The 12,212-nt window shown below is 72.8% G+C and carries 12 protein-coding genes; 8 read left to right on the top strand and 4 right to left on the bottom strand.

Features of this window, described 5'->3' with window-relative positions; all coding sequences use genetic code 11:
* Positions 1 to 73 precede the first annotated feature (73 nt).
* Positions 74 to 694: a TetR/AcrR family transcriptional regulator gene (locus OG488_RS23585; protein WP_329232172.1), complete on the top strand. Its 621-nt coding sequence runs from the start codon at positions 74 to 76 to the stop codon at positions 692 to 694.
* 22 nt (positions 695 to 716) lie between these two features.
* On the opposite strand, the gene OG488_RS23580 is transcribed toward OG488_RS23585, so the two are convergent.
* Both OG488_RS23580 and OG488_RS23575 read right to left on the bottom strand, forming a co-directional pair.
* On the bottom strand, positions 717 to 1,685 hold the full coding sequence (locus OG488_RS23580; RefSeq protein WP_329232170.1) for a DeoR/GlpR family DNA-binding transcription regulator: 969 nt from the start codon (positions 1,683 to 1,685) through the stop codon (positions 717 to 719).
* A gap of 122 nt (positions 1,686 to 1,807) precedes the next feature.
* Positions 1,808 to 3,247 (bottom strand): NAD(P)H-quinone dehydrogenase, encoded by a 1,440-nt coding sequence (locus OG488_RS23575; RefSeq protein WP_329232168.1) that lies wholly within the window; start codon positions 3,245 to 3,247, stop codon positions 1,808 to 1,810.
* A gap of 252 nt (positions 3,248 to 3,499) precedes the next feature.
* Here OG488_RS23575 and OG488_RS23570 point away from each other — a divergent pair, with 252 nt between their 5' ends.
* From OG488_RS23570 to OG488_RS23560, 3 genes are all read left to right on the top strand, one after another.
* Positions 3,500 to 3,937: a gamma-glutamylcyclotransferase gene (locus OG488_RS23570; RefSeq protein WP_033297850.1), complete on the top strand. Its 438-nt coding sequence runs from the start codon at positions 3,500 to 3,502 to the stop codon at positions 3,935 to 3,937.
* Between the two features lie 104 nt (positions 3,938 to 4,041).
* On the top strand, positions 4,042 to 4,866 hold the full coding sequence (locus OG488_RS23565; RefSeq protein WP_329232167.1) for a purine-nucleoside phosphorylase: 825 nt from the start codon (positions 4,042 to 4,044) through the stop codon (positions 4,864 to 4,866).
* Positions 4,867 to 5,120: 254 nt separating this feature from the next.
* Positions 5,121 to 6,752: a phospho-sugar mutase gene (locus tag OG488_RS23560; RefSeq protein WP_329232165.1), complete on the top strand. Its 1,632-nt coding sequence runs from the start codon at positions 5,121 to 5,123 to the stop codon at positions 6,750 to 6,752.
* A gap of 100 nt (positions 6,753 to 6,852) precedes the next feature.
* Here the strand turns inward: OG488_RS23560 and OG488_RS23555 are convergent, their stop codons facing one another.
* Positions 6,853 to 7,491 (bottom strand): PH domain-containing protein, encoded by a 639-nt coding sequence (locus tag OG488_RS23555; protein ID WP_329232163.1) that lies wholly within the window; start codon positions 7,489 to 7,491, stop codon positions 6,853 to 6,855.
* A gap of 137 nt (positions 7,492 to 7,628) precedes the next feature.
* Here OG488_RS23555 and deoC point away from each other — a divergent pair, with 137 nt between their 5' ends.
* From deoC to OG488_RS23540, 3 genes are read left to right on the top strand one after another with little or no spacing between them, the layout of a single operon-like run.
* Complete coding sequence (gene deoC / locus OG488_RS23550; RefSeq protein WP_329238955.1) at positions 7,629 to 8,576, top strand: deoxyribose-phosphate aldolase; 948 nt, start codon at positions 7,629 to 7,631, stop codon at positions 8,574 to 8,576.
* Positions 8,577 to 8,581: 5 nt separating this feature from the next.
* Positions 8,582 to 10,018 (top strand): aldehyde dehydrogenase family protein, encoded by a 1,437-nt coding sequence (locus OG488_RS23545; RefSeq protein WP_329232162.1) that lies wholly within the window; start codon positions 8,582 to 8,584, stop codon positions 10,016 to 10,018.
* Positions 10,011 to 10,913, top strand: coding sequence for an aldehyde dehydrogenase family protein (locus tag OG488_RS23540; protein WP_329232160.1), 903 nt, complete (start codon positions 10,011 to 10,013; stop codon positions 10,911 to 10,913). The genes OG488_RS23545 and OG488_RS23540 overlap by 8 nt, the downstream gene beginning before the upstream one ends.
* 58 nt (positions 10,914 to 10,971) lie before the next feature.
* On the opposite strand, the gene OG488_RS23535 is transcribed toward OG488_RS23540, so the two are convergent.
* The gene (locus tag OG488_RS23535) at positions 10,972 to 11,397 is read right to left on the bottom strand and encodes a hypothetical protein (protein WP_329232158.1); all 426 of its coding nucleotides are present in this window, start codon (positions 11,395 to 11,397) and stop codon (positions 10,972 to 10,974) included.
* A 63-nt stretch (positions 11,398 to 11,460) separates the two neighbouring features.
* Between OG488_RS23535 and OG488_RS23530 the strand changes: the two genes are divergently transcribed.
* A complete protein-coding gene (locus OG488_RS23530) occupies positions 11,461 to 12,165 on the top strand; it encodes a uridine kinase family protein (protein ID WP_329232156.1) in 705 nt (234 codons plus the stop codon).
* Positions 12,166 to 12,212 lie beyond the last annotated feature (47 nt).

Here is a 12,212-nt window from a genome sequence, read left to right as displayed (position 1 = left end):
CTGGGGGCCCGGCACCTGCCGGGCCCCCAGTGGCATCCTTGGGACGCGGAGCGGACACCAGGAGGACAGGGCGATGGCCATGAGCACGGCACCGACACCGGCCCGGCCGATGCGCGCCGACGCGCGCCGCAACTACGACCGGCTGCTGCGCGAGGCCCGCACGTCCTTCGCCGACCGGGGCACGGACGCCTCGCTGGAGGACATCGCCCGGCGGGCGGGTGTGGGCATCGGCACCTTGTACCGGCACTTCCCGAACCGCCAGGCCCTGATGAACGCGGTGTTCCAGGAAGCCCTGACCGCCCTGCTCGCCCGCTCCCGCGAGCTGGCGCAGGCCGACCGGCCGTGCACCGCGCTGGTGGAGTGGCTGGGTGCGATCGTCACCCATGCGGGTGAGTACCGCGGCCTGGCACAGGCGCTCATGTCGGCCCCGGGGGACGCGACTTCGGCGCTGACGTCCTGCCATGTGCCGTTGCGCCAGGCAGGAGCGCGCCTGCTGACCCGCGCCCAGTCGAGCGGTTCGGTCCGGGCGGACGTGTCCATCGACGACCTGTTGCAGCTGACGAACGCGATCGCGCTGGCCGCGGAGCAGACCCCGGCCGATCCCGCCCTGGCCGACCGCCTGTTGCGGCTGACACTGCGCGGACTGAAGGCCGGTCCGGGCGACGGCGAACCCTTGGGTCCGTCAGCCGGCTGACGGACTCGTCGACCGGGTGCCCCTACCGGCGCCGCAGATCCGCCACCCTGCCCACCGGCCCCTCCGCCATGGCCGCCGCGCTGCGCAGCTGGGGACCGAGGCCTCCCGGCCCCCCGTGGCCGCCCTGGGTGCGCCGTTGGCCCGGCAGCGGCATGTCCTGCCGCGGCTGGCGGCCCTGCGGAAGGGCGTCGCCGGCGGCGGAATCCGCGTCGGGCCCCGCCACCGTGATCTCCACCCCCTGGTCGGCCAGGGCCTGCAGCTCGGTGGCCGCACGCTCGTCGTGGACCGGCGGCTCGTCCGTCACCAGACGGGTGATGAGGTCCGTGGGCACGGTCTGGAACATGGTGTCGGAGCCGAGCTTGGTGTGGTCCGCCAGGACCACCACCTCGGCCGCGGCCTGCACCAGCGCCCGGTCCACACTCGCGGAGAGCATGTTGGACGTGGACAGTCCGCGCTCCGCGGTCAGCCCGCTCCCGGACAGGAACGCCCGGGTCACGCGCAGTCCGTGGAGCGACTGCTCGGCACCGCTGCCGACGAGCGCGTAGTTGCTCCCGCGCAGCGTGCCGCCGGTCATCACCACTTCCACCCGGTTGGCATGGGCCAACGCCTGGGCGACCAGCAGCGAGTTGGTGACCACGGTCAGGCCGGGCACCCGCGCGAGCCGGCGGGCCAGCTCCTGCGTGGTCGTTCCGGCGCCGACCACGATGGCCTCGCCCTCACCGACCAGACCGGCCGCCAGGTCGGCGATGGCGGTCTTCTCCGCGGTGGAGAGATGGGATTTCTGCGGAAAGCCGGACTCCCGCGTAAAACCGCCCGGCAAGACCGCACCGCCGTGCCGGCGGTCGAGGAGTCCTTCTGCCTCCAGCGCCCGCACGTCCCGCCGTACGGTCACTTCGGAGGTCTGGACGACGCGGGCGAGCTCACGGAGCGATACCGCCCCGTTGGCGCGCACCATTTCGAGGATCAATTGACGACGTTCTGCAGCGAACACGAAACTGACAGTAACCTGGCCGTACGTTGCTTTTCAGCAGTTTGCGCCGAATAAGAGAAGTTGTACATAGGCGGGGCCCCGCAGTGGTATACGGGGCCCCGCCTGTGAACGAGCGGTACGCGCTACGCCTCGCCGGCGCTCTTCCGCGTGTGCAACTGCCGTGCCACTTCGGCGATCGAGCCGGACAGCGACGGGTACACGGTGAAGGCGTTGGCGATCTGCTCCACCGTCAGGTTGTTGTCGACGGCGAGCGAGATCGGGTGGATCAGCTCACTGGCCCTCGGGGCGACGACGCAGCCGCCGACGACGATGCCGGTGCCCGGCCGGCAGAGGATCTTGACGAAGCCGTCCCTGATGCCCTGCATCTTGGCGCGCGGGTTCCGCAGCAGCGGCAGCTTCACGACACGGGCGTCGATCCTGCCGGAGTCGACGTCGGCCTGGCTGTAACCGACGGTGGCGATCTCCGGGTCGGTGAAGACGTTCGCGGAGACCGTCTTCAGGTTCAGCGGTGCCACCGCGTCGCCGAGGAAGTGGTACATCGCGATGCGGCCCTGCATCGCCGCGACCGAGGCCAGGGCGAAGATCCCGGTGACGTCACCGGCCGCGTACACGCCGGGGGCGCTGGTGCGGGAGACCCGGTCGGTCCGGATGTGCCCGGACTCCTTGAGCTGGACCCCGGACTCCTCCAGGCCCATGCCCGCGGTGTTGGGGATCGCGCCGACCGCCATCAGGCAGTGCGTGCCGGAGATGACGCGGCCGTCGGCCAGGGTGACCTCGACGCGGTCGCCGACGCGCTTGGCGGACTGGGCGCGGGAGCGGGCCATGACGTTCATGCCGCGGCGCCGGAAGACGTCCTCCAGGACGGCGGCGGCGTCCGGGTCCTCGCCCGGGAGCACCCGGTCGCGGGAGGAGACGAGGGTCACGCGCGAGCCGAGCGCCTGGTAGGCACCGGCGAACTCGGCGCCGGTGACGCCCGAGCCGACCACGATGAGCTCCTCGGGGAGCTCGTCCAGGTCGTAGACCTGGGTCCAGTTCAGGATGCGCTCGCCGTCCGGCTGGGCGTCCGGGATCTCACGGGGGTGGCCACCGGTCGCGATCAGCACCGCGTCGGCGGTGAGCCGCTCCTCGGTGCCGTCGGCGGCGGTCACCACGACCTGGCGGGACCCGTCGGCGGCCTGGAGGCCGTCCAGCCGGCCCCGGCCGCGCATGACCCGGGCGCCCGCGCGGGTGACGGACGCGGTGATGTCGTGCGACTGGGCGAGCGCGAGGCGCTTGACCCGTCGGTTGACCTTGCCGAGGTCGACACCGACCACCCGCGCGGCCTGCTCCAGGTGCGGGGTGTCGTCGGCGACGATGATGCCGAGCTCCTCGTAGGAGGAGTCGAAGGTGGTCATCACCTCGGCCGTCGCGATCAGGGTCTTGGAGGGCACGCAGTCGGTCAGGACCGACGCGCCGCCGAGACCGTCGCAGTCGACGACGGTCACCTCCGCGCCGAGCTGGGCGCCGACCAGTGCCGCCTCGTAGCCGCCGGGGCCGCCGCCGATGATCACGATCCGGGTCACGAAATGTCCGCCTCGCGTGGTGTCATCCCACGGCCGTCTGCCGCCCCGGCCGGGGGTCCGGGGGATCGCCCCGGCGTATGCAGTACGTAGTTCATTGTCCCGCACGCGCCAAGCTGCTTCGCCCCGGGGCCCTCCATACGGGAACGGGCCTGGCCGGGCCACGGCCTCCGCGCTCCCGCGGACCGCCCACGACCGGGGACGATCCTGGCCGGAACCCTCACGCCCCAGGCCGCCTCACGTACCCTCGACCCCATGTCGCTCTACGCCGCGTACGCCGGCAACCTCGACGCGCGGCTGATGACGCGCCGCGCACCGCACTCCCCGCTGCGCGGCACGGGCTGGCTCAACGGCTGGCGGCTCACGTTCGGCGGGGAGCAGATGGGCTGGGAGGGCGCGCTGGCCACGGTGGTGGAGGCACCCCGGTCCCAGGTGTTCGTCGCGCTGTACGACCTGGCCCCGATGGACGAGGACTCCATGGACCGCTGGGAGGGTGTCGGCCTCGACATCTACCGGCGCATGCGGGTGCGCGTGCACACGCTGGACGGCGAGGAACCGGCCTGGATGTACGTCCTCAACGGCTACGAGGGCGGGCTGCCCTCGGCCCGCTACCTGGGCGAGGTGGCGGACGCCGCCGAGTCCGCGGGCGCGCCCCACGACTACGTGATGAACCTCCGCAAGCGCCCCTGCTGAACCCGGCCCCCGGGCCCCTTCTGTACGAAAGTACGAATACGACCGGCCAGACTCTCCACGGACGCATCTACGCGCGTAGGGAATCAGCGGTTACCCTCATCCGCGTGAACGCATCTGTTATTCCGGACCACATCCAGGGCGACCCGTACGCCGCCGCCGCCGACGCCGCCGCCCGCCTGCGCGAGCTGACCGGCGCCGAGACCCACGACGTCGCTCTCGTGATGGGCTCCGGGTGGGCCCCCGCGGGCGATGCGCTCGGCATTCCGGAGGCCGAGTTCCCGGTCACCGAGCTTCCCGGGTTCCCGGCTCCGGCCGTGGAGGGCCACGGCGGCACGATCCGCTCGTACAGGATCGGGGAGAAGCGGGCCCTGGTCTTCCTGGGCCGCACGCACTACTACGAGGGCCGCGGTGTGGCCGCCGTCGCGCACGGCGTCCGGACGGCCGCCGCCGCGGGGTGCCGGACCGTCATCCTGACGAACGGGTGCGGTGGCCTGCGCGAGGGCATGCGCCCCGGCCAGCCGGTCCTCATCAGCGACCACATCAACCTCACGGCGGCCTCGCCGATCGTGGGCGCGAACTTCGTCGACCTGACCGACCTCTACTCGCCCCGGCTCCGCGCACTCTGCAAGGACATCGACGCGACCCTCGAAGAGGGCGTCTACGTGCAGTTCCCCGGCCCGCACTACGAGACCCCGGCCGAGATCAACATGGTCCGCGTCATGGGCGGCGACCTCGTCGGCATGTCCACGGTCCTCGAGGCGATCGCGGCGCGTGAGGCGGGTGCCGAGGTGCTGGGCATCTCCCTGGTCACGAACCTGGCCGCCGGCCTGAGCGGGGAACCCCTCAACCACGAAGAGGTCCTCCAGGCCGGCCGCGACTCGGCCACGCGCATGGGCGCGCTGCTGGCGCGGGTGCTGGACCGGGTCTGACCGGGCCCGGCCCCCACCGGGCCGGCCCCGCCTCCCCCGAGGCGCTGGCCGACCGGATTCAGCCCCGTCGGCGTTCACGGCGCGGGGGTCCGGGGGCAGAGCCCCCGGCAGCCCGCCCGGCGCCACACCGAGGACACAGGCCGACCGAATCCGGCCCCGCCGGCGATTGAGGCGCAGGGGCCCGGGGCAGAGCCCCCGGCAGCCCCGCGCCGCGGCCACTCCCCCGCTCCCCCACCCGCAGAAAGGCGGACACCGTGCAGCAGGATCTCCTCACCCGCGCCAGGACCTGGCTCGCCGAGGACCCCGACCCCGAGACGAGGGCGGAGCTCGAAGGCCTCATCGAGGCCGGTGACGAGCCCGCGCTCGCCGACCGCTTCGCCGGCACGCTCCAGTTCGGCACGGCCGGCCTGCGCGGCGAGATCGGCGCGGGGCCGATGCGGATGAACCGCTCCGTCGTCATCCGCGCGGCCGCCGGACTGGCTGCCTACCTGAAGGCGCGGGGGCAGGCCGGAGGGCTCGTCGTCATCGGCTACGACGCCCGCTACAGGTCCGCCGACTTCGCGCGCGACACGGCGTCCGTGATGACCGGCGCCGGCCTGCGCGCGGCGGTGCTCCCGCGCCCGCTGCCGACCCCCGTCCTCGCGTACGCCATACGCCACCTCGGGGCCGTCGCCGGCGTGGAGGTCACGGCGAGCCACAACCCGCCGCGCGACAACGGCTACAAGGTCTACCTCGGCGACGGCTCGCAGATCGTGCCCCCGGCCGACACGGAGATCGCCGCCGCGATCGAGGCCGTGGGCCCGCTCGGCGGCGTACCGCGCCCGGAGTCGGGCTGGGAGGTCCTCGGCGACGAGGTGCTGGACGCCTATCTCGCACGTACGGACGCCGTCCTCGCCCCGGGCTCGCCCCGCACCGCGCGGACCGTCCACACCGCGTTGCACGGCGTCGGCACCTCCGTGCTGACGGCGGCCTTCGCCCGGGCCGGTTTCCCCGAGCCCGTGCTCGTGGCCGAACAGGCCGAGCCGGACCCGGCGTTCCCCACCGTCGCCTTCCCCAACCCGGAGGAGCCCGGCGCGATGGACCTCGCGTTCGCGACGGCGCGCCGGGCGCGGCCCGACGTCGTGATCGCCAACGACCCGGACGCCGACCGCTGCGCCGTCGCCGTCCCCGACGGCGGTGACTGGCGGATGCTGCGCGGCGACGAGGTCGGCGCGCTGCTCGCCGCGCACCTGGTGGACCGGGGCGCCACCGGTGTGTTCGCCGAGTCGATCGTGTCCTCGTCGCTGCTGGGCCGCATCGCCGAGAAGGCCGGTCTCGGCCACGAGGAGACGCTGACGGGTTTCAAGTGGATCGCCCGCGTCGACGGCCTGCGGTACGGGTACGAGGAGGCCCTGGGCTACTGCGTCGACCCGGACGGGGTCCGCGACAAGGACGGCATCACGGCCGCCCTGCTGATCGCCGAACTCGTCTCGGTGCTCAAGGAGAAGGGCCGCACCCTCCTGGACCTGCTCGACGATCTCGCGCTGGAGCACGGACTGCACGCGACGGACCAGCTGTCGGTCCGTGTCGAGGACCTCTCGGTCATCGCGGATGCGATGCGCCGTCTGCGGGAGTCCCCGCCGGCCTCGCTGGCGGGGCTCCCCGTCACCTCGGCGGAGGACCTCTCGCAGGGCACGGACTCGCTGCCGCCCACGGACGGCCTGCGCTACCACCTCTCGGGCGCCCGCGTGATCGTCCGTCCGAGCGGCACGGAGCCCAAGCTCAAGTGCTATCTGGAGGTCGTCGTCCCGGTCGGCTCGGCGGACGAGCTGCCCGCGGCCCGCGCACGGGGCGCGGACCTGCTGGCCGGCATCAAGCGGGACCTGGCGGCGGCCGCGGGGATCTGACGTCGGCTCCCGCGCGGCGGGCGGCACCGGGTGAGGGGTGCCGCTCCCGCGCGGCGGCGGCACCGGGTGAGGAGTGCGGCCCGGCCCGCCCGGCCCCCGCTCAGCCGATCGCGAGGAGCACCACGAGCAGCACCGCGCCGACGGCTGCCGGGGCGATCACCTCGTAGGCCCAGCGCACGGACGCGGTGACCGTGCCCGGTTCCTTGCGGGCGGCGGCGCGCTCGGCCAGTTCCCGCAGGTCGCCCACCACCTGGTCGGCGGCGGCCGCCCGGGCCTGGGAGTCGCGGACGTCGGCGTGCACGGAGGTCCGGCCGTACGGGTCGTCGTGCGCCTGCTGGCCGGCCTTCCTCGCGGCGCGCTTGCGCTCGCGCAGGGAGACGGGGACCGCCCAGAGCTGGTACTTGGTGCCGTCGTGGGTGAACAGCTCGCTGGAGTAGGCGGCGCGCACGCTGGAGACGTCCGTCCAGGGGAGCACGATCGTGCGGAACGGGTTGCGGATCCGGATCCGCTCCTCGCCGGCGAACACGGCCGGACGCAGCGTGAACGCCACGATCAGCGGGACGACGGTCAGCAGCGCGGCCAGCGCGAGCCACGGCACCCGCCCCTCCCCCTGGGCCACCGCGTCGCCGCCGATCCAGCCGACCAGCAGGATGAGCAGCGCGCCGCTGACCAGCCCGGCGCCCGACCGGTAGGTCCGGTCGGCGTGTGCGGGCTCGGCGGGGGGTGTGGGGCTCGTCATGGTCCTGATTCTGCCTGACGCCGCTCGCGGTCCGGGGCGCGGCCGTGCCCCGCTCGGGGAGGGAGCGGGAGGAAGGCGCGAAAGGGGGAGGGCCCTGTACAGGTCGCTACGCGCGTAGATATGCTCATGTGGTGACCATGCCCACCACTGCTCCTGCATTCGCCGACGCGACGGCGTCCGACAGTGCGCTGCGCCGCTTCCTGCACGGGCTGCCCGGCGTCGACACGGTCGGTCTCGAAGCGCGGGCCGCCTCCCTCGGTACCCGATCGATCAAGACGACCGCCAAGGCCTACGCCATCGATCTCGCCATCTCGATGATCGACCTGACGACGCTGGAAGGCGCGGACACCCCCGGCAAGGTCCGGGCCCTCTGCGCGAAGGCGGTCAACCCCGACCCCACCGACCGCACGACCCCGCGCACCGCGGCCGTCTGCGTCTACCCCGACATGGCGGCGACCGCCGTCGCCGCGCTGGCCGGCTCCGGGGTGAAGGTGGCGTCCGTCGCGACGGCCTTCCCCGCGGGACGCGCCGCGCTGGACGTCAAGCTCGCGGACGTCCGCGACGCCGTGGCGGCCGGGGCCGACGAGATCGACATGGTGATCGACCGCGGCGCCTTCCTCTCCGGGCGCTACCTCAAGGTGTACGAGGAGATCGTCGCCGTGAAGGCCGAGTGCGGCTCCGCGCGGCTGAAGGTGATCTTCGAGACCGGCGAGCTCTCCACGTACGACAACATCCGGCGGGCCTCCTGGCTCGGGATGCTGGCGGGCGCGGACTTCATCAAGACCTCGACCGGCAAGGTCGGCACGAACGCCACCCCGGCGAACACCCTGCTGATGCTGGAGGCCGTGCGCGACTTCCGCGAGCAGACGGGCGTCCAGATCGGCGTGAAGCCCGCGGGCGGCATCCGCACCTCCAAGGACGCCGTCAAGTTCCTCGTCCTGGTGAACGAGACGGCGGGCGAGGACTGGCTGGACAACCACTGGTTCCGCTTCGGCGCCTCCAGCCTGCTGAACGACCTGCTGATGCAGCGCCAGAAGCTCAGCACCGGCCGTTACTCCGGCCCCGATTACGTGACGGTGGACTGATCCCCATGGCATCTGCATTCGACTACGCACCGGCTCCGGAGTCCCGCTCCGTCGTCGACATCGCGCCCTCGTACGGCCTGTTCATCGACGGTGAGTTCACCGAGGCCGCCGACGGCAAGGTCTTCAAGACGGTCAGCCCGTCCACCGAGGAAGTGCTCTCCGAGGTCGCGCGAGCGGGCGCGGAGGACGTGGACCGGGCCGTGAAGGCGGCCCGCAGGGCCTTCGAGAAGTGGTCCGCGCTCCCCGGCTCCGAGCGTGCCAAGTACCTGTTCCGGATCGCCCGGATCGTCCAGGAACGCTCCCGGGAGCTCGCCGTCCTGGAGACCCTGGACAACGGCAAGCCCATCCGGGAGACCCGCGACGCCGACCTCCCCCTGGTCGCCGCGCACTTCTTCTACTACGCGGGCTGGGCGGACAAGCTGGACCACGCGGGCTACGGCGCGGACCCGCGTCCGCTCGGCGTGGCGGGCCAGATCATCCCGTGGAACTTCCCGCTGCTCATGCTGGCCTGGAAGATCGCCCCGGCCCTCGCCACCGGCAACACGGTGGTGCTGAAGCCGGCGGAGACCACTCCGCTGTCGGCCCTGTTCTTCGCCGACGTCTGCCGGCAGGCGGGCCTGCCCAAGGGCGTCGTCAACATCCTGACGGGGTACGGCGACGCGGGCTCGGCCCTCGTCGAGCACCCGGACGTGAACAAGGTCGCCTTCACCGGCTCCACCGCCGTCGGCAAGGCCATCGCCCGGCAGATCGCGGGCACGGAGAAGAAGGCCACGCTCGAACTGGGCGGCAAGGGCGCCAACATCGTCTTCGACGACGCCCCGGTCGACCAGGCCGTCGAGGGCATCGTCACCGGCATCTTCTTCAACCAGGGCCAGGTCTGCTGCGCGGGCTCGCGCCTCCTCGTCCAGGAGTCCGTGCACGACGAGGTGCTGCACTCCCTCAAGCGCCGGCTGTCCACGCTCCGGCTCGGCGACCCGCTGGACAAGAACACGGACATCGGGGCGATCAACTCCGCGGAGCAGCTCTCCCGGATCACCGCGCTCGTCGAGACGGGCGAGGCGGAGGGCGCGGAGCGCTGGACGGCACCGTGCGACCTGCCCTCCTCGGGCTACTGGTTCGCCCCGACCCTCTTCACCGGTGTCACCCAGGCGCACACGGTCGCCCGCGACGAGATCTTCGGCCCGGTGCTGTCGGTGCTGACCTTCCGCACACCGGACGAGGCGGTCGCCAAGGCCAACAACAGCCAGTACGGCCTCTCCGCGGGCATCTGGACGGAGAAGGGCTCCCGCATCCTCGCGGTGGCGAACAAGCTCCGCGCCGGAGTGGTGTGGGCCAACACGTTCAACAAGTTCGACCCGACCTCGCCGTTCGGCGGATACAAGGAGTCGGGCTTCGGCCGCGAGGGCGGCCGTCACGGTCTGGAGGCCTACCTCGATGTCTGACGGGCGACTGAGCGTCTTCAAGACCTACAAGCTGTACGTCGGGGGCAAGTTCCCCCGCTCCGAGAGCGGCCGGGTGTACGAGGTGACGGACTCGAAGGGCAGGTGGCTGGCGAACGCCCCGCACTCCTCCCGCAAGGACGCGCGTGACGCGGTCGTGGCCGCGCGCAAGGCGTTCGGCGGCTGGTCGGGGGCGACCGCGTACAACCGCGGGCAGATCCTCTACCGCGTCGCGGAGATGCTGGAGGGCCGCCGGGAGCAGTTCGTGCGGGAGGTGGCGGACGCCGAGGGGCTGTCGAAGTCCAAGGCGGCGGCCGTCGTCGACGCGGCGGTCGACCGCTGGGTCTGGTACGCGGGCTGGACGGACAAGATCGGTCAGGTCGTGGGCGGGGCGAACCCGGTGGCGGGCCCCTTCTTCAACCTGTCCACCCCGGAGCCGACCGGTGTGGTCGCGGTCCTGGCGCCCCAGGAGTCGTCGTTCCTGGGCCTGGTCTCGGTGATCGCCCCGGTGATCGCCACGGGCAACACCGCGGTCGTCGTCGCCTCGGCCGGCGCACCGCTGCCCGCGCTCTCCCTGGGCGAGGTGCTCGCCACGTCGGACCTGCCGGGCGGTGTGGTCAACATCCTGTCGGGCAGGACGGCCGAGCTCGCCGCTCCGCTGGCGTCCCACCAGGACGTCAACGCGATCGACCTCACGGGCGCCGACGCCGAACTGGCGACGGAGCTGGAGGTCGCGGCCGCCGACAACCTGAAGCGCGTCGTGCGCTCCCGTCCACAGGCTGTGGACGGAGCGGACTGGTCCGCCGACCCGGGCACGCACCGGCTGACGGCCTTCCTGGAGACGAAGACGGTCTGGCACCCGACCGGTGCCCTGGGGGCCTCCGGCTCCTCGTACTGACCCCGTACACGGTGTGGGGCCGCCCCCCGGGCGGCCCCACACGCGTGCGTACGGTAGGTCAGCCGGTGATCAGACCGGTCACCTGTCCGACCACGGGCAGGTCGCCGAGCGCGGCGCCGCTGGTCAGCGGGTCGGTGACCAGTGCCGTGGTCACCGGCTTGAAGTCGGCGATCTGGGCGCCCACCGCGTTGTCCAGCGGGTCCACGCCCGTCCCCGCCAGCGGGTCGAGCTGCAGGTCCGTGACGGGCTTGACCGCCCCGGCGAGGCCGTAGCCGAGCGCGCTGGTCAGTGCGGGTGCCGCGGCGTCACCGACCGCCCCCAGCGTGCTGTCCGCGGTGTCCGAGCCGGTGGCGGGCGTCGCGGGCAGCGGGGCCGCCTGGGCGGCCGCGCCTCCCGCACCGAGCGCCGCGCCCAGCGCGGTGAGAGTCAGTCCGGCGCGCAGCAGTGCGCGGTGCCGGGGCTTGGACAGTGCATGACGTGCCATGTTTTCCCACCTGATCGGGATGTATCGGGTAATCATCCGTGCGCGCAGAGTAGTTGAGGTGTGATGCTCGATACCAACAGGACCTCCCGGGGATCCCCTGCGCGGGTCAATGCCTCACACTTCTGTTCTGTGAGTTCCCAACCGATCCCCACGCGCGTCGTGCTGCTCGCCGGTCCGTCCGGCTCCGGCAAGTCGTCCCTCGCCGCCCGCAGCGGTCTGCCGGTCCTGCGCCTGGACGACTTCTACAAGGAGGCGAACGATCCGACACTGCCCCGGGTCACCGGCAGCGCGGACATCGACTGGGACTCGACCCTGTCCTGGGACGAGGAAGCGGCCGTGGCGGCCATAGCCGAGCTGTGCCGGACGGGACGTACGGACGTCCCGGTGTACGACATCGCCACGAGTTCGCGGACCGGCCACGAGACGCTGGACATCGAGCGGACCCCCCTGTTCGTCGCGGAGGGCATCTTCGCGGCGGACATCGTGGGGCGCTGCCAGGAGCTGGGGCTGCTGGCGGACGCGCTCTGTCTGCGCGGCAGGCCGTCCACGACGTTCCGACGGCGCCTGGCGCGGGATCTGCGGGAGGGCCGGAAGTCGGTCCCCTTCCTGCTGCGGCGCGGCTGGCGGCTGATGCGGGCCGAGAGGAGCATCGTGGCCCGCCACGCGGCGCTGGGCGCCCATCCCTGCGGCAAGGCCGAGGCCCTCGGCCGCCTGGCCGCCGCGGCGGCGGGCCGCTGCCGGGCCCCGCGGAGCCGGGTGGCGAACTGACGCCTCCCGGCACACGGGCCGGTGCCACGGGACACCGGCCCGCACGC

Source organism: Streptomyces sp. NBC_01460 (assembly GCF_036227405.1).
In the GTDB taxonomy this organism is placed as follows: Bacteria; Actinomycetota; Actinomycetes; order Streptomycetales; family Streptomycetaceae; genus Streptomyces.
Note: the sequence above shows the minus strand (reverse complement) of the source record. Positions and strands in the feature narration are given on the sequence as shown.

Excerpts from the sequence above, each read along its gene's own strand:
- OG488_RS23545 (WP_329232162.1), top strand. The coding sequence starts at position 8,582 with ATGGCATCTGCATTCGACTACGCACCGGCTCCGGAGTCCCGCTCCGTC.
- OG488_RS23555 (WP_329232163.1), bottom strand. The coding sequence starts at position 7,491 with ATGACGAGCCCCACACCCCCCGCCGAGCCCGCACACGCCGACCGGACC.
- OG488_RS23535 (WP_329232158.1), bottom strand. The coding sequence starts at position 11,397 with ATGGCACGTCATGCACTGTCCAAGCCCCGGCACCGCGCACTGCTGCGC.
- deoC (WP_329238955.1), top strand. The coding sequence starts at position 7,629 with ATGCCCACCACTGCTCCTGCATTCGCCGACGCGACGGCGTCCGACAGT.
- OG488_RS23570 (WP_033297850.1), top strand. The coding sequence starts at position 3,500 with ATGTCGCTCTACGCCGCGTACGCCGGCAACCTCGACGCGCGGCTGATG.
- OG488_RS23540 (WP_329232160.1), top strand. The coding sequence starts at position 10,011 with ATGTCTGACGGGCGACTGAGCGTCTTCAAGACCTACAAGCTGTACGTC.
- OG488_RS23530 (WP_329232156.1), top strand. The coding sequence starts at position 11,461 with ATGCTCGATACCAACAGGACCTCCCGGGGATCCCCTGCGCGGGTCAAT.
- OG488_RS23585 (WP_329232172.1), top strand. The coding sequence starts at position 74 with ATGGCCATGAGCACGGCACCGACACCGGCCCGGCCGATGCGCGCCGAC.